This window comes from Lysobacter sp. CA199 (assembly GCF_052078715.1).
GTDB lineage: Bacteria > Pseudomonadota > Gammaproteobacteria > Xanthomonadales > Xanthomonadaceae > Lysobacter.
This window is the reverse complement of record NZ_JBQJIL010000004.1, coordinates 150,218-171,137: the sequence shown is the minus strand read 5'-3', so window position 1 is coordinate 171,137 and position 20,920 is coordinate 150,218. Positions and strand designations below refer to the sequence as shown.

The window sequence follows — 20,920 nt, the reverse complement described above, 5'->3', positions numbered from 1 at the left end:
TGTGCGGCTGGGGACGCAAACCTCCAACGGCGGTCGAGCAGCACTGATTCATGGCCAATCGCGACACCACGATCACGCTGCTGATCCGAGCCAACGCCGCACAACTCAATCAAGCACTGGAGCAAGCGGGCGTGCGCGCCCGCGTATTCGGTAACGAAGCCGAGGGCGCCGGCCGGCGCGCCAGCAAAGGGTTTGATCAAACCCGTAACAGCGTAGTTGCAATCGGCCGGCAGCTGGACCAAGCCAAGACGCAGTTGCTGGCCTTTGTGGGTTTGCAGAGCGCGGGCGATGCCGTGGGCGGCTTGGTGCGCGCGGCCGATGGCTACGCCAACCTGTCGGCCAAGATTAAGCTCGCCACGACCTCGCAGGCGGCGTTCAATCTGGCCGAGGAGGCGGTCTTCGCGATCTCGCAGCGCACCTCCACGCAGCTCGACGCCACCGCAACGTTGTTCGGCCGGCTCAGCAGTGCGTTGAAGGATCAGGGCGGATCGCAGCGCGAAGTGCTGGGTCTGACCGAGACGATCAACAAGGCGTTGGCCGTTTCCGGCGCGACCGCAGCGGAAACCTCGTCGGTCATCGTCCAGCTGAGCCAGGCGTTCGCCGCTGGCCGGCTGAGCGGCGACGAGTTCAATTCAATCAACGACGCCGGTCCGCGCCTGATGAAGGCGCTGGCCGACAGCATGGGAGTGACCACGGGTGAGTTAAAGGCTCTTGCCGAAGCCGGAAAACTGACGAGCGATCAGCTACGTATTGCATTCTCCGGCGATCAGGCGAAGAAGATCGCGGCTGAATTTTCGCAGCTACCGCTCACCATCGAACGCAGCTTGGTCCAACTGGACAACGCGTTCACGCGCTTCATCGGTCAGCAGGATCGCGCCAGCGGCGTGTCTGCGGCTGTGGCCGGTTCCATTCAAGGGTTGTCGCAGAACTTCGACAGCTTGGCGACGGTGGTGGGCGTCGTCGTCGTGGCGGGTTTGAGCCGATTGATCGCGACGCTGGCCACGGCGGGTGCTGCGAAAGTCAGTGCCCTGCGCAATACGCAGCGGTTGGCGCAGGAGGAATTGGCGCAGGCGCGCGCGGCCGAAACGGCGGCGCAGGCGGAACTGGCCCGCGCTCGCGCCCTGACGTTGTCCGGGGCAGGCGCCGCGCGTGTCGCCAGCGCCGAAGCCGGGTTGGCTGCCGCGCAGACGCGGACGGCGGCGGCGACACAAGCGGCCACCGCCGCCGTGGGCGCCAAGGCGATTGCGATCCGCAGCCTGTCGTCGGTGCTGACCCTGATGGGTGGCCCGCTCGGCTTGGCGATTACCGGCGTCACCCTGCTGGCCGGTGCGTTCGCGACCGCGAGCGCGAATGCCAGCGCCGCCAAGGCCGAGTTCGAAGGCACGATCAAGGCCGCGCAGCAGTTTCGTCAGCAGCAGGACATCGATACCGGGGTGGATCTCGGTAAGCGGCTGATCGATCAGCGTGAGCAGCTTCAGAAGGAGCTGGAGAATCTCCAGATCCTTCGACAAGGCATCGGTCCGCTCTATGGTGGCGTCCAGTTTGACGGCGGTCAAAGCAGCGGGCGGGTGTTGTTCGGCAAGGATGTTGACGGCGAGATCAAGCGTGTCCAGACGCAGCTGGAGCGGACGAAGCAAGAGTTCAATCAGGTCCGGGATTCGCTGACCGAATTGCGCAGCGCGCAGGCCAGCGGCGGTCGTACCCGCTTGCAAGTCACCAAGGAGGCCGGCGACTTCACCAAGGCGCTGACCGATCAGAACGAGCGGCTCAAGGTCGAGCGGATCGAGCGCGAGAAAGGCTTGCGCGCCGCCCTGGAGTATCAAGCCGTCAAAGCGGCTGGGGTCAAGGACACCACGCAGCTGACCGCGGCGATGCGCAAAGCGATCGATGTGCAGGTTCGCGAGCGCGAAGCGGCTCAGGCAGCGACTGCCGCGGGTCGCGCGAAGACCAAGGCGCAACGCGATGCCGAACGCCAGCGCAAGGCGGACGAGCGCAAGCTGGCGGCGGATCGGAAGAAGCAAGACCAAACCGACGCGCAGACGAAGAAGGTTGATGGCGTTCTGGATCGCACGGTCCGGGAGGTCGACATTGCGTTGATGCGAAACCGCGGCGATGGCGCGGCGGCGCGGCGGAAAGAATTGGACCTGGAGTACAAGCAAGCGCTGGCAGATTTACAAGCCAAGGGCAACGCCGCCGACGCCGTAAAGATTCGGCTACGGATCGACACCGAGGTCGCGAAGGTTGAGCTGGACGACTTGCAGGCGCAGGTCGATCGCGTTTTTGGCGAGCAGTCCCGACAGGAGCAATCGATCCAGACGCGCCAGCAAGCCGGACTGTTGACCGAACTCGGCGCGCGCCGGGAACTGATCGACCTGCATGCGCGCACCGCGGCCGAGGTCGATCAGCTGCTGCCGAAGATGGACGCGTTGGCCGCCAAAACCGGCGCTCCGGAGTCGACTGAGCGGGTCAAAGATCTGACCGCGCAGGTGGCGGCCCTCAAGGTGCAGTCGAACGAGCTGGTCGTCACGCTGACCAACGGATTTGAAAGCGGTCTCAGCAATGCCTTAGAAGGCTTGGCGACGGGCACGTTGACCCTGCGCCAAGCCTTGACGGGCTTGGTACAGGACATGGCCCGATCGCTCGCGCAGCTGGCGTCGCAGCAACTCGCGGCGCTGGCGACGGCCAAGTTGATGTCGGTGATCGGCAAGATCGTGGGCGGTGGGAAAACGCCTGACTTGGCCCAGCCCGACCCGGCTCAAGCCGCGGCAGCCGGCGTCGCCTACGCGACGCCGATTACCGGTGCATCCGTCGCGTTGGGCGTGGCCGGCGGCATCGTGCTGAAAGCCGCCAACGCCATGCAGATCGCAGCGGCGACGATGGTGGCAGCCAACGCATCGAAATCGGCGGCCGGATTCTTCGCCAATGGCGGCTTCACCGGGATCGGCCCCAAGTACGCACCGGCCGGTATCGTCCATCGCGGTGAGTTCGTAAACCGACGCGAAGTGGTTCGCCAGCCCGGCGCGCGCTCCTTCCTGGAGCGGTTCAACCGCATCGGCATGGCCGCGATCGACGGGTTGCGCGGATACGCGACCGGTGGCTTCGTCGGCGCGGCCCCGCGCGCTCCGGCGACGATGCGCCGACCGGTGGTCGAGCCGGCCGCGCGCAGAGCCGAACCCGATCGGCGTTCAGGCCAGATCACCAACGTGCTGTACCTGGACCCGCGCGAGATCGTGAATGTGATGAGCACCCAAGCGGGGCGGCAGGTCATCTTGTCTACCATTCGGGCGAACGCCCCCACCGTTCGCCAGGACCTTGGATAAGCATCTCATCCGATGCGATCCCGGAAGGCCATGATTTCCTTTTACAGCGGGGGCTTACGCCGGTGGACAGCCCTCCGGGGGGGGCCGGCTACGATGGCCCCGGAGCATGAGGCGAAGGAATGCTGCGATTTGTTCTTCTAATGGGTGTGCTGTGCTTGTTGGGGCTGCCGCCCTCTGGACTGGCTGTGGCGCCTTCGCTCCCGCCTGCGGCGCCCCATGCCCCAGAGGCGCTTGCGCCACTGCGGCAGCTGCTCCAAACCCCCGAGGATCAGGTTGACCTGGCGAACGCCAAGTTGACCATCGATCGCATGATCGATCCAACGGTCGATGCCATCGAGACGCCGCGGAAACTTGATGGCTTGGCTGCTCGGATCAAGGCGCGTTTCCCCAAAGGCGCATCGAGCCAAGCGAAGCTCGAATTATTGGTGACTTCGCTGTCGCAGCCGGGGCCGTGGAACGACCATCGCCCCTTTAGCTACGACTTGGCTGATCCGTTCGGCCGGAATATTCGCAACAAGCTCCTTTCGACCTATCTGGCTACCCGTAAGGGGAACTGCGTCTCCATGCCTGTGCTGTTGGTGATTCTCGGCCAGAAACTTGGCCTGGACCTCACCTTGGCGACGGCCCCCGAGCATGTACTGGCGAAGTTCCGCAACGATCAGAAGCAGTGGATCAATATCGAAGCCACCAGCTTCGGGACCAAGCGGGATGCCAGCTATCAGCAGGAGATGGGCATTGCGCCCAGAGCGATCGCCAGCGGGATCTATTTGCGCCCGCTTGCCAAGCGCGAGTCCGTCGCGGTCATGATGGCGACCTTGTTGGAGTTCTACGGTCAGCAGGGTAGGCAGGAGCTGCGCATCGCGACAGCTGATCTAGTATTGCAGTTCGCCCCGAACGACGTAGTGGCCATGCTTCAGAAGGGCAATGCCTACTTCCGCATTATGCAAGCGCGCTACCTGTCCAAATACCGCTCTCCGGAGGAAATGCCGCCGGAACAGCGGCTAGACTTTGACGATTTACAGCGCAACAACCATCTATGGTTTGAACGTGCCGAGGCGTTGGGTTGGAAGATGCCCATGCAAGCCGAAAATGCGGCCTATCAGCTAAGCATTCAACGCACCAGAGCAACACATCAAGGAGGAAAGTGATGCGCTCCAGCAAAACTATCTTGGCCTCTCTGCTGGCCTTGCCGATCATCGCCTTTAGTCAATGCGCTACCGCGCGATTCGTTCAATCCGATCCTATCGGTCAAGCAGCAGGGCCGAACACATACGCGTACGTCAACAGCGATCCGCTCGGTCGTATTGACCCCCTCGGGCTTGACGATATCAATCTGATTCCCAAGAACGAGCCCATGCACGGCTGGGTCAATAAGTACCAGGACGGCAAGAACGTGTTGTCGATTGCCGTGCATGGCCTGCCGGGCGCCTTTCTGGTGAATAAAGATTTCATATCGGGAAAGAAGCTCTATGAGCTGCTAAGTCAAGATCCGGAGTTCATGAAGAAGCTCAAGGATGCGGACGTGGTGCAGCTTAATTCGTGCCGCACTGGCAAGGATGACCCACAGGGGTACAACGCCGCGCAAGACTTTGCCAACCATGCCGGAAAACCTACCTATGCTCCGGAAGTCTGGAACTGGCGTCGGCCGGATGGATCATTCTTCCTCGGAGGCGCGATACGGGGCGAGAGCAAGAATGGCTGGGATCGCGGCTACGAAGGCAACCTGATCTTTTGGCCTCAAGGCGGAAAAAAATGACCATCTGGAAACTGCCGGTTCTGTTCCTGTCTTATGTGCTTGGCTTGAGCGCGGCCTCGGGCGTAATTGCGCAGGATCAATCGATAACTCCCGAGATAAAAGCGCAGCTTGAAAGGAAGGCCTTGCAGGGTTCGGGCGAAGCTGCTTTAGAGGTGGCGATGTTTCATGGCACCCGGGATACCAAGCTGATGGAGTACTGGACCTGGATTGGGGCCGAGAACGGGGACCCTACTTGCCAGCACAATTACGCCTATTTGCTCCGAAGCAGACGAGATTCTTACTCGCAGATGCGCGCCCTCTACTGGATGAAGAAGGCGGCGGCCAACAAGTCGAAGCTCGCTCAAGAAGAGCTAAAGGAAATGCTCCGCGAAGAAGGAAAGGAGCCGTAATCGTCTGACGCTGCCGCCAGTCGACCGGATGGTTCCTTCCACCTGGACAACGCGATCGGCGGCGCTAGTAAAACGGCTGGGACTACAGTTACGAAGGAAATCTGATCTTCTGGCCGCAAGGCGGGAAAAAAATGACAATTGCAAAGTTATCGATGCTTTTTTTGACCTGTGTGCTTTGCCTGGGCGCGGCTTCAGGCGCGGCCGCTCAGGATCAGTCAATAACACCCCAAAAGAAAGCGGAACTCGAAAGGAAGGCGCTCCAGGGGTCGGGCGACGCCGCTTTGGAAGTTGCGCTGTTTCATGGGACAAGAGACGAGAAACTGATGGAGTATTGGAGTTGGATCGGGGCCGAAAACGGTGATCCTACATGCCAGTTCAATTACGCGTCCTTGTTGTCTGGAAAAGCTGATTCCTATTCGCAAATTCGCGCCATCTACTGGATGAAGAAGGCGGTGGCTCAGGACGTGGAATTCGCAAAGGAACGGTTGAAGGAAATGCTGATCGAGGAAAGGAAGAAGCAATAGTCGAGCCGACTGCGTCACACCCCTAAACTAATCTTCAGCACGCCCGGTCCTGCCGGGCGTGCTTTTTTGTGCCTATGACTCTGCGAACGGACGTTGCCGCCCACTACTACGATTTTCTCAACCAACTGGAAGCTGCCCTGTGCGCCGAAGGCCATGCCTGGGGCTTGCTATATGCGGGCGCCGGCGATGGCGCCCTGACCGGGCACGACGGTTCGGCCGGCGGGTATCGTGGCGGCGTCGCAAGCATCGCCGAGGGCTTCACCATCACCGCCATCGACGCGGACCGCTTTACTGTGATGGGCGCGGTCTCGGGCGATCTTGGGATCGCACAGGTCGGCCAGCCGTTCGAATCGGACCGATTGCGTTTTCGCATCCATGCCGGCTCCACGGCCTTCGCGGCCGGCGATCGCTTTACGTTGAACACGTCGCCGCCGTGGACGCTGGTCCGCCGGCACGGCGTGCGCAACCCCACCTTTCGAACCAGCAACTTCGCCAGCACACCGGCGCTGTTCGACAACTCCATGGACACCTGGACGACGCGTGCTGTGGCCGATCTACCGGCCTGGGCGGCGATCGAGATGATCGGCGCAACACCGGTCAAGGCGTTGACGATCGGCATCGGCGACACCGGTGGGCGTGGACCTGCGGCTTTTGAACTGCAACGATCCGACGACGGCGCAGTGTGGGCGCGGGTGCAGGCGTGGGCCGGACAGACCTGGCCGGCCGCTCGCGCGCGCCGAACTTTCCTCGTCAATAGTGCCTCGCCGCCGGCTCGGTTCTGGCGGGTGGTGATCACCGCGACCGCAGGCGCCGGACCGTTGGAGTGCAACGATGTCTCGTTCCACACCGACGTCAATGCTGACTACGAACTCGAGGATCGCGCGCAGTGGATCGTGAAGGCACCGGGTCTGGATGGCCGGCAGTCGATCTTCATCGGCGCTGAGCTGTTCGAAGATCCCGCGCGCGCCGCGTACAACCTGAACTGGTACGGCTTTCGCAGCCACAATCCGTTGCTGGGCCTGCGCAGCCAAGTCAACAACAGTGGGCTTCGGCATCTTCCCCTGCGCAACGGACCGTTCGCGTACTGGCTGGCGATCAACGGTCAGCGGGTGGTAGTCGTCGCGCGCATCGGCACGGTGTATGTCAGCGCCTATCTGGGGTTCGCGACCGCCTATGAGCCGCCGTCGATCCATGAGTACCCGTTGATTATCGGCGCCTGCGGTTCGACCGAGAACGGAACGCCCGACGCGACCGACGCCAACTTCCGCGGCTTCTTCGATCCTGGGCGCTTCGGCCTGGCGGCGAATTATCCCGACAACGTCTGGCGATTGCACTGCAACCGATACGCCTCGGGCGCGAACGACTACGGCGACACCGATTACGCCAAGGTCTATCCCAGCGCGATGTCTACCAGCGGGGATCGCTCGTATCTGCGCGACAACCTCGACGGTTCATCGCCGCTGTTCCCGTTGATTCTGGGCGCCACGCAACCGCGTCACGGTTGGGGCGAGTTTGACGGATGCGCCTGGACGACCGGGTTCTCCACCGCCTCGGAGTCGCGCATCGAAAACGATGGCGCGACTTGGCTCGCATTCCAGAGCACGTTCCGCATTTCGCCCGATAACTATTTCACCCTGAGAATGGACTGATGGCTTACGCAACCTCGGCGGCGAACGACCCCAATGAGCTGCTCGACAAACTGCGCCTGTTCGCCCAAGGCGCAGGCTGGACGATCGACGGGCTGCGTGATCGCGCCGCGGGTGCCGGCAAGGCGCTGAGCCTGCACATCGGCGATTTCCACGCGACATTCGTGTCGCAGCTCACCGGAGGCGATGGTAACAGTCCGCCGCCGTTCCTGGGTGCGTTCGGCCATACCGGTTACGCCGCCAATGCGAGCCCCGATGTTCAAGCCGACGCCAGTGCGGTGTGCTGGGCAAATTATGTCCAAGGACCGTACAGCGCCGTGCATTTCTTCGGTCGCATCCCGCCGCAACCCTACCTGCACATCGTGCTGGAAACGCAGGCCGGTACGTTCAAGCACTTTGGTACCGGCCGCCTGATTACGGCGGGGGTCGTTACCACCGGGCAGTACGTCTACGGTAATCAGTGGTACTACTCCAACAACTACATCAACAGCGCCGATTCGCCGTACCACAGCGTCGCGTTCGATGACACGTACTACAACTACACCGCGCCCAGCACGCGTATCCGCGCCGACTACGAGGGCATCGCGCCGCGCTGGCATGCGGTGATGGGCGACTCCACCGATTCGCGCCGGCTGCTGTGCGGCTGGCGCGGCAAGGCCGCGCCGATCAACCTGCTGAAAGACACCGGCCACAGCACGCTGACGGGCCGTGCACCGGGACAGCCGCTGTGGTGCGCGGTGCCGCGCGGCGCCGGGCTGTACTCCGACATCGGCCATCCGGCCGATCTGCGCTTCATCCGGCTGGACAGTTATGCCCCTGGCGAGGAACTCGCGCTGGGTACCGACCGCTGGAAGGTGTTTCCCGTCCATCGCAAGAACGGCCCGCCCGGCACCCCGAATAGCGGTGTCTACGGGTACGCCTATCGCATCACCGACTAGAAAGCGGACATCTCATGTGGCATGGCCTCTGGCCGCTGACCTTCAGCGGTCAGGGCGACTATTTCCGCTCGCCGCCGTTCTGGGACGGTCAGGCCAGCGGCGCACTCGGAGCCGTCCCCGGCTTCGGGCCGCGCACCGTCGATGTGCCTATCCATGTCGCGGACCGGCGCGTCGGCGCGCCGCAGGCGATGTTCGGCGACGACTTCTTCGACCGCATCCACGTCGCGCCTCAGGTCCTGAATCTGGGCAACATCAGCAGCGTCCAGCAACGGGCGGTCCGGGCCTGGAACGCGTATCGCGCCCGCGCGCTGACGCTGACCGATGCGGCCCTGTCGGGCGGCGAAGGCATTGTTCTAACCGCGCCGGGCGCGCCGCCGCTGCCTTTCGCGCCGCTGTCGGAGCGCACTTGGCAGATCGCGGTCGGCACGGACGGGCCGCCCGTCATCGCGGCCACGCTCGCATTTCAATTCGATGGCTTTGCGGCCATCCCGGTCGTCATTACCGGCCAGCGCATCGTCGCTTGGGCGTTCGTGCCCGATTGGTCGCGCGGCGTTCTGGAACGGCTGGCGTGGAAGACCGACATCCTGACCAGCCCGACACAGGTCGAGCAGCGCCGTGGGTTGCGCTCAGCGCCGCGGCGTTCGTTCGAAGCGACCATGATCGTGGACGGGCGAGAGCGAGTGCTGCTCGACCTGGCCGTGTTCGGCTGGGGTGGTCGGACTTGGGCGCTGCCGATCTGGCCGGATGGACAATGGCTGGCCAGCGACCATGCGCTCGGGATTCAGGTCATCGCCTGCGATCCAAGTCTGCGCGACTTCCGTGTCGGCGGTCTAGTGCAGCTGCGCGGCAAAACCGCGTTCGATGTGGAGGTGGCCGAGGTCGAAGCCATTGGCGGTGCGTCGATCACGCTGCGCCATCCGACGACGAAGGCGTGGCCACGCGGTACCCGGGTCTATCCGGTGCGAACGGCGCGTTTGGCCGAACCGCCCAAGGTCAAACGCCTGACGGATCAGGCGGCCTCGGTGAGCGCTCGATTCGATGTGGTCGAAGCCTGCGAATGGCCGGCGATCACGGATGCGCCGATGTACCGCGGATACCCGGTCCTGGCGCAGCGCCCCGATGAGACCGAGTCGCTATCGAATGGCTGGCAGCGCGCGCTGCTCACCTTGGACAACGAGTTCGGCCGCCCCTTCGTGATGGACCCGGCGGATTGGGCGGCGGTGTCGCACGCGCATGCCTGGCGCATGCACGGCCGCGTCGAGCACGCCCGCGTCCGCTCCTGGCTGTACACCCTGCGTGGGCGCCAGTGCGTGGTCTGGCGGCCGACCCACGCCGATGACCTGACCTTGGTTGCCAACGTCGCCGGCACCGCCACCGCGCTGGACGTGGCCAACGTCGGGCTGGCGCGGTTCGCCGGGTTGCGGCCGGGCCGACGCGACGTTCGGATCGAAGTGCGTGGCGGCGATGCCTTACATCGCCGGATCACCGCGGCCGTCGCCCTGGACGATGACATCGAGCGGTTGACGATCGATGCGCCTCTCGGCGTGGATCTGCGCCCGCGCGACGTGCTGCGAATCAGCTTCCTGGTGCTGAGCCGCGGCGACAGCGACGAGGCCGAAATCGAACACCACACCGACAGCGACGGCGCCGCCGACGCTTCCATCGTCCTGCGCGCTGTGCGCGATCCCGATACAGACACCCCCGCCCCAGCATGACCTACGAACAACTGGAACGATCGACCGCCGCGGGCAATCCGCGGCGGCTGTACGAGTTCGTGCGCGGCGCAAAGCGCTGGCGCTACACCGGCGGCGACCGCGACTTCGCGCTCGATACGCAGGTCTACGGCGCGCTCGCCATCCACGACGACGGCATCCGCCAGTCGGGCCACACCGCCAGCGACATGCTGACGATCACCGCGCCGGGTGATTTCGAGGTGGCGCGGCTATATCGCGGTCTGCCGCCATCGAGCGAGGTCGCAGTCGTGGTGCGCGATGTCCACGAGGGCGATGGCGATGCGCGTGTCGTGTGGATGGGCCGCATCGCAGGCGTCAACCGGCCAAAGCTGGAAAGCACCGAGGTGCGCTGCCAATCGCTCGACGCCGCGCTCGGGCAGCCGGGGTTGCGATTGGCATGGACGCGTGGCTGTCCGTACACGCTCTACGACCGCAACTGCGGCGTGAATCCCGAGGCACACCGCGTGCCCGCGTCGCTGACGACGCTCGCTGGCAACGTGGTCACAGCCGGAATTTTCAGTCAGTACCCGGACGGCTGGTTTGCCGGTGGCTTTCTGGCGTGGGACCTCGGCGAGGCCGGATTGGAGCGCCGCGGCATTCGATCGCATGTCGGCGAACGCTTGGTGCTCCTGGGTGCCGGCGACGGGCTACGCATCGGCCAAGCCGTCATCGCCTATCCCGGCTGCGGCCGGTCGATGGCGATCTGCCACGGCAAGTTCAACAACGCGCCCAACTACGGCGGCGCACCGGGACTGCCCGGCAAATCGCCGTTCGACGGCACTCCATTGTTCTGACTTGTAGAGGCACGCATGAACATCTGGGTCCAGCTTGCGATCTGGGTCATCAGCTATTTCGTCTCGGCCGCCGCACGGCCGAAACCACCACAAGCCAAGCCTGCCGCGTTCGGCGATTTCCAGTTCCCGCAAAGCACCGAGGGCACCCCGCAGGCGGTGGTGTTCGGCGATGTGTGGACGCCGGACTGGATGGTGCTCGGCGTCGGCCAGTACCGGACGCAGCCGATCAAACAGAAATCGGGCAAAAAATGATCGTGACGTTAGATCACCTACGCCGCGCACCGGGCTTCGGCGCGCGGCCGGGCTACTGCGCCCAAGGAGGGCGCGAATGGTTCGCCTACTACGGCTTGGATTGGAGCGCGTTCGTGCGCGACGGAATCGACGCCGACATCATCGAAGCAACCGGCGACGCGTTGGGCTTGCACTTGGTCGCGTTCGCGCGTGCGGAGGCCACGCGTGGGCAGCAGTAAGAAGCAAACGGTCGGCCATCGCTACTTGTTCGGCCTGCACATGGGCCTGTCGCGCGGTCCGCTGGACGAACTGGTCGAGATCCGAGTGGGGGATCGTGAAGCCTGGAAAGGGTCGATCACCAAGACCGGCCGCATCTTCATTAACAAGCCCGACTTGTTCGGCGGCGATAAGGGCGAAGGCGGGATCAAGGGCTGGCTCGATGTGCTGATGGGCGAAGCCGCCCAAGCAGTGCTGCCGGCGCTGGGCGCACTGCACGGTGTGCCGACGCCGGCCTTCCGCAACGTCACCACGCAATACTTCGACGGTCAGATCGCGGCCAACAACCCGTACCCGAAGCCGTGGAAGATGCGGGTACGGCGCGCATTGATGGGCTGGGACGGCGCGCCGTGGTATCCCGAAAAGGCGGTGCTCTGGCTCGCGAACGGCGCGATCCGCGCCATGAACCCGGCGCACATCCTGGTTGAGTGCCTGACGAACCGGGATTGGGGGCGCGGTTTGGATCGGGGCGTGCTGGACGAAGCGAGCTACCGCGCCGCCGCCGATACGCTGCATGCCGAAGGCTTTGGCCTGTGCCTGCGGTGGAACCGACAGTCCTCCATCGCCGACTTCATGCAGGTCGTCATCGATCACATCGGTGCGGCGCAGTACACCGACCGTTCCACCGGCCGACTGACGGTGAAGCTGTTGCGTGACGATTACCGTGTCGAGGACTTGCCGGTATTCGACTACGAGTCCGGCCTGCTGGCGATCGAGGAAGACGAGGGCGGGGCGCAGGACGGCGCGATCAACCAACTGATCGTGACGTGGTACGACCCGATCAAGGACGAAGAACGCCAGATCCGCGTCGAAGATCTGGCCGGCATCCAAGCGACCGGTGGCGTCGCCTCCAGCAACACTCAATACAAAGGCCTGCCCACAGCGGAGCTGGCCGGGCGGGTGGGCATGCGCGATCTGACCATCGCCTGCTCCGGGCTCAAGCGATTGAAGCTGCGCTTCGACCGCCGCGGCGGCATCCTGGCGCCAGGCACCGTGTTCCGCATCCGCGATCCGTTTCGCGGCCTGGAAAACCTGGTCTTGCGGGTCGGCACCTTCGATGACGGCAAGCTGGCCGAGGGTGCGATCACCGTCGCCGCCGTGCAGGACGTGTTCGGGCTGCCGGCGACGGCGTACCTGGAGCCGCAGCGACCGGTGTGGACGCCGCCAGATCGTGTGCCGCAGCCATCGCCGAACCGCCGACTGATCGAAGCGAGCTACCGGGATCTGGCGACCACGCTCAATGCCGCGGCGCTTGCCGCCGTTCCAGCCGATGCCGGCGCAGTGCTGGCCGTCGCGGAGCAGGCGACCGGCTTGGCGATGAACTACGTGCTGACCACGCGGGTGGGCAGTGGCGAGTACACCGAGGCCGATGTCGGCGATTGGTGCCCGACCGCGGTCCTCGCCGATGCCATGGCGGCCACCACGTTCGCCGTGCAGTTGGCATCGGGCCGGGGACTGGATCAGGTCGCCGCCGGTACCGCCGCGCTGATCGAGGACGAGGTGGTCCGAGTGGTCGCGATCGATCCGCAGGCACAGACGGCCACGCTCGCGCGTGGCTGCGCGGACACCGTGCCGGCGCCGCACGCGGTCGGCGCGCGCATCTGGTTCTTTGATGATTACGCAGCGAACGATCCGACCGACTACAGCGTCGGCGAGACCGTGCAGGCCAAGTTGCTGACGCGAACGTCCAGCGCGCAGTTGGACCCGGCACTGGCGCCCGTGGATGCGATCAAGTTGGTCCAGCGGCAGGCGCGACCATACCCGCCCGGCGACCTGAAGCTCAACGGCCAACGGTATCCGGCGTCGGTCGATGGCGATCTGGCGATTGCGTGGGCGCACCGCGACCGCAAGCTGCAAGCCGACCAGTTGGTCGACCACGGCCAGGGATCGATCGGCCCCGAAGCGGGCACCGCCTACGTCGTGCGGTTGCTGGATGCCATCGCCGGTACAACGCTAGACAGCCCGCCCGCTATCACGGTGCCGACCTACTCCTCCCCGCTTAAAGGCGCGCACCGCCTCCGGGTGGAGGTCGGCTCTACACGCGATGGCCTGAGCAGTTGGCAAAAAGCGGCCCACACCTTCGATTTCAAGAACGGCCTGCTCCGCACCGAGGTCGGCGACGACTTGGTCACTGAGGCGGGCGACTTCATTGTGGCGGATTGACTATGGCGAATCTGAAACTCTCGCAGCTATCGGCGGCGAATGCTCTGACCGGCGATGAGGTCGTGCCGATCGTGCAAGCAGGACAGACCCACCGCACGACGACTGCTATGGTGGCTGACCTACGTAAGGGCGCATGGCAAGCGTCGGCACTGAACGCCCCGTGGAGCAACTACGGCGGCGGATATACCGCCGCAGGATATCGCCGGGATGGCGATCGAGTGCAGCTGCGCGGACTGATCAAGGGGGGTAACGGCGGTAACGTGGTGTTCGTGCTGCCGAACAGCTTTCGGCCCGCTACCCAGCACATCTTTCCGGTGGTCTGCGATACGGCCGGTCCCACCCGCGTCGACATTAAGGTGAATGGCGAGGTCCAGATCACGTTGCCGTCAAGTGGCGTGATCGGCTTTCTGTCTCTGGACGGAGTTTCGTTTTTTGTCGAATGACTTCGTCGTTTATCTGGCTTGCTCATAAAACGAGAGCGCCGATCGACGTTCCCGCTCTGTCCGCTCGACTAAGTATGGCTACGCAGTGCCAACGCTATCAGCAAGGGTGCCTGGCTCATGCGGTACGATCAAAAGTTCAATGAGTAAGGCCCGCTTTCGCGGGCCTTACTGCATGTCGCGACTCGACCCTACAAGCTGAGCCTTCATTCCGGAATGATAGCTTACGATTCAAACGGGCTGCGCTTGAACGATAATGTTGTCCGGCTCGCGATCATCGTTTATGAAGATACGAACTCTTGCCTGCGAGGTTGGTAACTTCATCGTCAATAACCTCTCATTGTGTGAGCTACACACCGACAATTCTAATCCAGGCAAATGCAATAGGCCATCAAAAGCCAGCATGCCAGTGTCGTCGATGACCTGTACTTCATCTGTCAGCGTGATAGTCGTTTCGCCATCAGCGGCTGAGAGTGTTCCCACTGATATGCATGTGATGTTGGCAGAGACAATCTCTCCTGACGTATAGACCGGAATCTCGACCGATCCATTGGATTGGTCGTAGAGGAAAATGATTGAATTCGGCGGGCTAATAGTAATCGTGTTCATTTTTGTCTTAGCTTCTCTTGGAGAACCTCACCGCCTTGCCGACGCGAGCAATCGATGCATTGAGGAAAAAGTTTTTGGGGGGCATTGTCAGTATTCAATTTCGATACAGGCTGATGATCCGGAACGAAATTCCCACTTTTCGTTCCCGCGGTAGTCGTGCCGCATGTGTGGCATCCAGTCGCTTGGCCAATCTTGTTAATAGCTGCTCGCTCTGCATTATTAAAGGTCTGAGCGGCTGAACGAGCAGGAATCGAAGCACCAGCAAACGGGCCGGGTTTGAGTGTACTTGCCGCACCCGTTCCAGTCACACCAGCAGCACCGGCCGCCGCTTCTGTTGCTACAGCCACCTTGCCAGGATGGGCAAGTACCGCCATCCCAGCTTCTTTCACAGCAACAACTACCACCGGTGCCGCCATGATTGCGGTAACAGCTATGGCAATCGGCTGCAATGGCTCGTAAACCGCGCCATTGCCAGCCTCCATGTCCGCACGGTGTTGTTCGACGAATCTTTCAACTGCTTGTCGGCCATCTGGGTCCGTGAACTTGTACGTATTGTTGTTCGCGTACCTATAACGATTGAAGTTCGCGCCCGCGGACGAATCAGTCGTTACGGGATCGACCGATAAGAATCTGCCTAGGGTCGAGTCGTAATATCGCTGTTGCATGTAGCTCAGCTCAGTCGCCGCATCACTGACATGCCCCGTATACCCCGGCCCATCCTGAACGGGTCGATTGATCTGCGCCCCGTACGGCTCGTACTCGGTACGCTCGATGACATTCTGATTGGCATCGGTCACCGCAACTGGACTGCCCAGCGCATCGGTGTGGATGTACTCGACGACCGTCTGCGCTTGGGTTAGGAAGGACGCGGCGGTCAGGGCCGCCGTCACTGCAAGCTTGGATATCCATTTCATGTCGATGTCCTCCGGTCAGTCCATGGGCACGGTGCGTTGGTTGGCCGGGACCGGCGGACTCGACCAGGCGGAACAGCCTCCCGATCCGCAGGCCCGTACTGCATAGCTCGGCACGCAGTACTGATTGTTGGATCCGGACACGATCTGCGTCGCGGTGCCGCTGTACAGCACGGCGCTATTGTTGGTGGACTGCAGTTCGTACTTCGTCGCCTTCGCGACGGCCGTCCACCTAAGGGTGCAGGTGTTGTTGACGATCCTGCCGTTGAGCGTGTTGCGCAGCCAATCGGCGTACGTGATCGTCGGCGTCGCCGGCGGCAGATCCACGGTAATGAACTGCGCATCCGAGTACGGCCCGCAACCGGCCGGGTTGCAACCGCGGACGCGATAGCCATAGCGGCCGTCGCCGCGGCCCCACACGGTGGTGCCACCGCTGCCGTCTTGGTGGACCAGCGTCCACGCCGTGCCTTCGCGGCTTTCTTCCAATTGATAGGTGGTGGCCGTAGCCACGCCGGTCCAACTGACGCCGAAGGTGCCGGTGTTGGTGCTCGGCGCCACGCTGACGGACGATGCCGCGGTCGGCGGGCCGATCACGTAGACGTTGGCTTGCGCCGAGGTCGCACCGCAACCGGCGGCGTTGCAGGCGCGCACGCGGTAGCTATAGGTGCCGGTGGAGCCACCGTAAATCACTCGGCTGATTGCGTTGGCGTCCTGGATCAACGCCCATCCCCCACCGAGCGCGCTTTGTTCCAACTGATAGCTCGTCGCCGTGCCGATCGCGTTCCAGCTGACGGTAAAGCTGCCGGCGTCGCTTTGTCCCGGCGCACTGATGGTGGGTGCCGAGCCCGGCGGATACAGGGTTTGCACGGTGCCCACCGCGGATGCGGGTCCACAGCCGGCGGGGTTGCAGCCTTTGACCCGATAGGCGAACGCACCGGACGGTTTGCCCGTGAACGATTTGCTGAGTTGATTGCCGCTGTACGCCGTCGTCCACGCGCCGTTGTTGAAGCTTTCTTCAAGGACGTAGTCCGTGGCGCCGCCGGCGGCAGTCCAATTGACGCTGTACTGGCCGTTCAAAGCCGTGCCGGGCACGTTCAGCGCGGGCGCGGTGCTGGGAGGTCGTTGCATCACCACGATCGCTGTAGCGCTCCATCCGCCGCAACCGGCCGGGTTGCAAGCGCGTACCCGATAGCCGTAGCTACCGTCGCTCCTGCCCGAGATCGCGCGGCTGCGCTCGCCGCCACTGTAGAGCGCTTGCCAAGCGCCGTTGCCGACTTGCTCTTCCAGCTCGTAACGGCCGGCCGTGGTCGTCGCGGTCCATTGCACGGTGTAGCTGCTTTGCGAAACGTAGCTGGGCGCGGTCAACACCGGGACATCCGGCGCGATCGGCGTGGTGGCGCGGGCCACCAGGCTGCCGTTCAAGTGGATGTACGCGATGTCCTTCTCTTTGCGGTAATCGCGCTGGTAGCGCAGCACGCCGTCCTGGCCGTACATCGACACAATGCGGCCCAGGGTCTGGCTGGTCGACAGCACGCGCCGGCCGTGGCCGTCGTAGCGGTAAGACTCCTTGCCGACGGCATCGCGCAGGCGATTTCCGAAGTCGAAGTCGAACTGCTGGCCGTTCTTGTTCTCCAGATTGCCTTGCTCGTCATAACCCAGGCCGATCACCGATTGGCTGGTGCCGGTGACTTGCACGTTGGTCAAATGATTGGAGCCGTTATAGACATAGGTATGGTCGCGTCCGGCAACCTTGACCGTGCGCAGGTTGTCGAGCGCGTCGTAGCTGTAGCTGGCCGCACCGAACATCGCCGAGGTCGCGGCGGTCAAACGGTCCACACCGTCGTAAACCATGCTGCGGTTGCCGCGCGCGCCGGGTAGGCCGTCGCTGATCGCGGCGACGTTGCTATTGGCGTCGTAGTCGTAGCTATCGTCGTGGACCACCGCATTGCCGGCGTCGCGGCTGCGTTCGGCCAAGCCGCGCAGGTTTTGGGTCAGGGTGTGGACGATGCCGTTGCCGTAGGTGAAGCGCGACATGCCGCCGTTGGCGAAGTAGTTCACGCCGCTGGCGTAGGTGCCGGCTTGGCGCGGCTGCCCCAGCGCATTGGCCGCGTAGGCGACTGCTTGACCGTTGGGAAAGGTGTGCGCGTCGAGATTGCCTTCGTTGGTGTAACTCAGGCCGATCGCCCAATCGATGCCGTTGGACTGCAAGCGCTCTCGTGTCAGCAGGCGGCGTTTGTTGTACTCGTAGGTGTTGACGACCGTCGCGCTACCGCTGATGTTGTCGGTGACAATATGTTGGATTTGCCCGTCGGGGTAGTAGTACCAGGACTGATTGCCGCGCCCGTCGGGGAAGTTCAGGCTCTTGACTCGGTTGCGGCTGTCGTAGCCGCGCACGGCCGCGCGACCGGAGGCGATCGCTTGATCGCGGCTGCAGTTGTCGGGCGCGGGCGCGGCGACGCCGGAAGCCGACCAGGCGAGGTTGCCGGCCGCATCGTAGTCGACGACGGTCGCGCCGGTTTCGGGCTCGATCGATTTGCACAGGCGGTGGTGGCCGTCATATACGTACTGACGCGTCACCTGCACGCTGCCGTCGGCGTTCCGCCGCCGTAAGGCTTGTAACGACCCGAACAGATCCCGGTGCAATTCGCTAAACATGGCCTCGGGATGGTTGATGCCGACAGCGACCTCGTAGCTGGGCTGGTCATAAGCCTGGAACGAGGTGACCGTCGTCTGCTGCCGTGGATTGGTCACTCGCGTCATCAACTGCGGCAGGTACTCCGTGCGGGTGACCAACTGGCCGAGTTCGCTGTCCTGCTTGACCAGCGTGGTGCGACCCAAGGTGTCGTATTCGGTGTGCGTGCCTTGGGCAGGCGCCGCGACGCCTGCGCCCGGATAGCTGGAGAACACCGGTCGGTTCTGGTCGTCGTAGCGCGCGGCGGTGGTGCGCAGGGTACCGGCCTGATCGGCGCTGTCCCATTCGTGGGTCAGCACTGGCCGCCACAGCGCGTCCAGGAACACGTTTTTGCTTCGGTTGCCGGTGACCGTGCTTTGCAGCCAGTGGCCCGGTGCCAACCCGTGCTCATCGATGTCTCGGCGGGTGAAGCTCATGGTCGTCGCGGACCAAGCGTTCGTGTCGCCGCCCGGATAGGAAATCGTCTGCAAGCGGCCGGCGGCATCGTAGGCGTAGGACGTCGTGAACGTGTTTTCGTCGGTCGCCGAAGTGATCCAGCCGTTGTCGTCCACCACCGCCGATTCACTGGTCTGATCGGGGTATCCGATCAATTGCGGCACGCCGCGCTTCCAGTTGTTCAGCGAGATCGCGTTGTTGCGCCCGTCGGTGACGGTGGCCAGGGTGCCGTCGGCATGATAGCCGTAGCTTTCCACCAGCCGGCCGAAGGACCAGCGCTGCACCGCCTGCGCCTTGTCGTTGTAGACGGTTTCCGAAACCACACGGCCCGTGTCTACATTGGTTTCCTTCTTGGGTTGGCCGAGCACCCACAGCGCCAGATCGTCGTGGTATTCGCTGGTGTCGCTGCGGCTGCGATCGCTCAGCGTGCCCATCGCCCACTTGCGTACGTTGAGCGGACGCGCCTGGGAATCGAAGCTGTTGTAGCTGCGGTTGAAGGTGGCGCCGTCCTGCGTGGTCACCACCGACTTCAGCGGACGGTTCGAGTTGGGCAAGCGATCGGCGAATTCGTCGCCGCTAGACCCCATCCATTCCGGGAACGGCTGGTTGATCGCCTCCGCGGTCGAGAGATAGTCGTTCTGGACCGTCTTGTGGACAGCGCCGCTCTTGCGCGTTTCAACTCGGAATAATTTCCCTTCGTTGATGTCGCGATCGCGGCCGAAAGTATGGACGTTCTGAGTGCCGTCGGGTTCGGTCACCGTAATCGTCTTGTAATTCGGTGCGGGTGGGGCATTCCTAGCGTTCCAGCCGGGACCGATACCTCCAATTGATTCGTCTTGGGGCAGATAACCTTCGCCCAGTCCGTCGTAGGCATAGGTATAGGTCTGTGGCGTTACGTTGGCGCCGGAGATCCGTTTCTCGATCAACGACCAAGTGTCGTAGTGCGTGGAATAGCGATTACGCTGGCTGCGGCCTTCATCCAGCCCGGTCTGGCAGTGGTACGGAACGCTGGCACGCCCGTGGCGCATCGCCTTGAAGACGTATTCCGCCGTTGCGCCCGACGGGTGCGTGATACGAGCACGCGAGATGATGTCTTTGAGCCGTGACCCGGGGGAACATGGAAGCCGTTGGTCCGGAAAGATTAGACCAGTTAGTGGATCCTTTACGTAGTCGGCAACATCGAGCCGAAACGTTCCGAATACCCATGGGCCCTCGTATTTCCACTGAGTTCCATCGGGATTAAGGACGTTGCCGCCTTCGGAATGGGGATAGCTGAAGGTCCAGGTTCGATTGTTGGCGGTCGCCGACAGAATGTTGGTTTGGTAGTTGCCCACAAACGGACCTGGCGTGGGCGCCGAGTAGGTCATCGTGATCTCACGCCCGTCGCTGGAATAGATGCGGCTGGGGTGATCGATTTCCCAATCGTACTTGACCCAATTGCCGAAGCGGTCCTCGATCTTGGTGACGTAAAGCTTGAGCTTATGCCGATGTAGCAGCGCGTCGTAAACGTAGTAGCCCCACGGATGGCTGATCGATCCGTACCGGCGGTACACGAGCCAGTCGAAGGTGTACTTGGTACCGTCGGGCGCGTATCCGACCAGTCCTTTACCCGGCCCGTTCTGGACGCTGGGCAATTCAGAGAAGAACCAACCGTCCTTGGTGGCGAAGGTGTAGGTCACCGAGTTGTTCGGCTTGATCCGCTTGGGATCGTCCGGAATCTTGAGAAGATCGCCGCCACCGCCGCCGTTCACGGTCAAACGATTGCCACTCCAGTACATCGAGCGCTCAAACTCGACATAACCGTTGTGGACGTTGGGCGGAATGGGCACCCAGCCGCTGACTTCGGAGCTCTTGCTGTGGTGCACCGCGCTCACGTAGGGAATGTCGAGATCCCAAGCGCCATTCAGATGGCCCTGGGTGACGTCGTGAGGATCGTGGAAGATGCCCAGCGCCACCGGCAGTGCGTTATTGCCCGACAGCGAAATCAGCTCATGGCTGAAACGCACGGTGCCGTTGAACAGGTTCACCTTGTCGCCGAAAGCTTCATCGCTCAACGGGGAAAT

At 63.1% G+C, this 20,920-nt stretch carries 16 protein-coding genes; 13 read left to right on the top strand and 3 right to left on the bottom strand.

All coding sequences use genetic code 11. The features are described from left to right. Window positions 1-50 precede the first annotated feature (50 nt). The 13 genes from ACTOWJ_RS08040 to ACTOWJ_RS07980 all read left to right on the top strand — a co-directional run bounded on the left by ACTOWJ_RS08040 (window position 51) and on the right by ACTOWJ_RS07980 (window position 14,213). Window positions 51-3,320 (top strand): tape measure protein, encoded by a 3,270-nt coding sequence (locus ACTOWJ_RS08040; protein WP_441334081.1) that lies wholly within the window; start codon window positions 51-53, stop codon window positions 3,318-3,320. Between the two features lie 119 nt (window positions 3,321-3,439). Continuing rightward, window positions 3,440-4,468, top strand: a complete 1,029-nt coding sequence (locus ACTOWJ_RS08035; protein WP_441334080.1) for a transglutaminase family protein — start codon at window positions 3,440-3,442, stop codon at window positions 4,466-4,468. Further along, complete coding sequence (locus tag ACTOWJ_RS08030) at window positions 4,468-5,076, top strand: RHS repeat-associated core domain-containing protein (protein ID WP_441334079.1); 609 nt, start codon at window positions 4,468-4,470, stop codon at window positions 5,074-5,076. Before ACTOWJ_RS08035 ends, ACTOWJ_RS08030 begins: the two co-directional genes overlap by 1 nt. After that, window positions 5,073-5,465 carry a hypothetical protein gene (locus ACTOWJ_RS08025; protein ID WP_441334078.1) on the top strand — a complete coding sequence of 131 codons (393 nt, stop codon included), beginning with the start codon at window positions 5,073-5,075 and terminating at the stop codon, window positions 5,463-5,465. The genes ACTOWJ_RS08030 and ACTOWJ_RS08025 overlap by 4 nt, the downstream gene beginning before the upstream one ends. A gap of 131 nt (window positions 5,466-5,596) precedes the next feature. Continuing rightward, window positions 5,597-5,989 carry a hypothetical protein gene (locus ACTOWJ_RS08020; protein ID WP_441334077.1) on the top strand — a complete coding sequence of 131 codons (393 nt, stop codon included), beginning with the start codon at window positions 5,597-5,599 and terminating at the stop codon, window positions 5,987-5,989. 74 nt (window positions 5,990-6,063) lie between these two features. Next, window positions 6,064-7,638 (top strand): hypothetical protein, encoded by a 1,575-nt coding sequence (locus ACTOWJ_RS08015; protein ID WP_441334076.1) that lies wholly within the window; start codon window positions 6,064-6,066, stop codon window positions 7,636-7,638. Then, window positions 7,638-8,573 (top strand): hypothetical protein, encoded by a 936-nt coding sequence (locus ACTOWJ_RS08010; protein WP_441334075.1) that lies wholly within the window; start codon window positions 7,638-7,640, stop codon window positions 8,571-8,573. Before ACTOWJ_RS08015 ends, ACTOWJ_RS08010 begins: the two co-directional genes overlap by 1 nt. Window positions 8,574-8,587: 14 nt before the next feature. Next, window positions 8,588-10,288, top strand: coding sequence for a hypothetical protein (locus ACTOWJ_RS08005; protein WP_441334074.1), 1,701 nt, complete (start codon window positions 8,588-8,590; stop codon window positions 10,286-10,288). After that, window positions 10,285-11,100, top strand: coding sequence for a phage BR0599 family protein (locus ACTOWJ_RS08000; RefSeq protein ID WP_441334073.1), 816 nt, complete (start codon window positions 10,285-10,287; stop codon window positions 11,098-11,100). The genes ACTOWJ_RS08005 and ACTOWJ_RS08000 overlap by 4 nt, the downstream gene beginning before the upstream one ends. Before the next feature lie 15 nt (window positions 11,101-11,115). Next, complete coding sequence (locus ACTOWJ_RS07995; RefSeq protein WP_441334072.1) at window positions 11,116-11,352, top strand: hypothetical protein; 237 nt, start codon at window positions 11,116-11,118, stop codon at window positions 11,350-11,352. 2 nt (window positions 11,353-11,354) lie between these two features. After that, window positions 11,355-11,570, top strand: coding sequence for a hypothetical protein (locus ACTOWJ_RS07990; protein ID WP_441334071.1), 216 nt, complete (start codon window positions 11,355-11,357; stop codon window positions 11,568-11,570). Then, window positions 11,557-13,770 carry a phage tail protein gene (locus ACTOWJ_RS07985; RefSeq protein WP_441334070.1) on the top strand — a complete coding sequence of 738 codons (2,214 nt, stop codon included), beginning with the start codon at window positions 11,557-11,559 and terminating at the stop codon, window positions 13,768-13,770. Before ACTOWJ_RS07990 ends, ACTOWJ_RS07985 begins: the two co-directional genes overlap by 14 nt. A 2-nt stretch (window positions 13,771-13,772) precedes the next feature. Beyond that, window positions 13,773-14,213 carry a hypothetical protein gene (locus ACTOWJ_RS07980; RefSeq protein WP_441334069.1) on the top strand — a complete coding sequence of 147 codons (441 nt, stop codon included), beginning with the start codon at window positions 13,773-13,775 and terminating at the stop codon, window positions 14,211-14,213. Between the two features lie 228 nt (window positions 14,214-14,441). Here the strand turns inward: ACTOWJ_RS07980 and ACTOWJ_RS07975 are convergent, their stop codons facing one another. The 3 genes from ACTOWJ_RS07975 to ACTOWJ_RS07965 are packed head-to-tail and all read right to left on the bottom strand — an operon-like array spanning window position 14,442 to window position 20,911. Further along, entirely contained in the window at window positions 14,442-14,819 is a 378-nt protein-coding gene (locus tag ACTOWJ_RS07975) for a hypothetical protein (protein ID WP_441334068.1), read from the bottom strand. Next, window positions 14,816-15,733, bottom strand: a complete 918-nt coding sequence (locus tag ACTOWJ_RS07970) for an RHS repeat domain-containing protein (RefSeq protein WP_441334067.1) — start codon at window positions 15,731-15,733, stop codon at window positions 14,816-14,818. Before ACTOWJ_RS07970 ends, ACTOWJ_RS07975 begins: the two co-directional genes overlap by 4 nt. A gap of 15 nt (window positions 15,734-15,748) precedes the next feature. Continuing rightward, a complete protein-coding gene (locus ACTOWJ_RS07965; protein ID WP_441334066.1) occupies window positions 15,749-20,911 on the bottom strand; it encodes a hypothetical protein in 5,163 nt (1,720 codons plus the stop codon). Between the last annotated feature and the right edge of the window lie 9 nt (window positions 20,912-20,920).

Bases quoted from the DNA above. Each gene is read 5' to 3' on its own strand.
- ACTOWJ_RS08040 (WP_441334081.1), top strand. From the start codon at position 51: ATGGCCAATCGCGACACCACGATCACGCTGCTGATCCGAGCCAACGCC.
- ACTOWJ_RS08035 (WP_441334080.1), top strand. From the start codon at position 3,440: ATGCTGCGATTTGTTCTTCTAATGGGTGTGCTGTGCTTGTTGGGGCTG.
- ACTOWJ_RS08030 (WP_441334079.1), top strand. From the start codon at position 4,468: ATGCGCTCCAGCAAAACTATCTTGGCCTCTCTGCTGGCCTTGCCGATC.
- ACTOWJ_RS08025 (WP_441334078.1), top strand. From the start codon at position 5,073: ATGACCATCTGGAAACTGCCGGTTCTGTTCCTGTCTTATGTGCTTGGC.
- ACTOWJ_RS08020 (WP_441334077.1), top strand. From the start codon at position 5,597: ATGACAATTGCAAAGTTATCGATGCTTTTTTTGACCTGTGTGCTTTGC.
- ACTOWJ_RS08015 (WP_441334076.1), top strand. From the start codon at position 6,064: ATGACTCTGCGAACGGACGTTGCCGCCCACTACTACGATTTTCTCAAC.
- ACTOWJ_RS08010 (WP_441334075.1), top strand. From the start codon at position 7,638: ATGGCTTACGCAACCTCGGCGGCGAACGACCCCAATGAGCTGCTCGAC.
- ACTOWJ_RS08005 (WP_441334074.1), top strand. From the start codon at position 8,588: ATGTGGCATGGCCTCTGGCCGCTGACCTTCAGCGGTCAGGGCGACTAT.
- ACTOWJ_RS08000 (WP_441334073.1), top strand. From the start codon at position 10,285: ATGACCTACGAACAACTGGAACGATCGACCGCCGCGGGCAATCCGCGG.
- ACTOWJ_RS07995 (WP_441334072.1), top strand. From the start codon at position 11,116: ATGAACATCTGGGTCCAGCTTGCGATCTGGGTCATCAGCTATTTCGTC.
- ACTOWJ_RS07980 (WP_441334069.1), top strand. From the start codon at position 13,773: ATGGCGAATCTGAAACTCTCGCAGCTATCGGCGGCGAATGCTCTGACC.
- ACTOWJ_RS07975 (WP_441334068.1), bottom strand. From the start codon at position 14,819: ATGAACACGATTACTATTAGCCCGCCGAATTCAATCATTTTCCTCTAC.
- ACTOWJ_RS07970 (WP_441334067.1), bottom strand. From the start codon at position 15,733: ATGAAATGGATATCCAAGCTTGCAGTGACGGCGGCCCTGACCGCCGCG.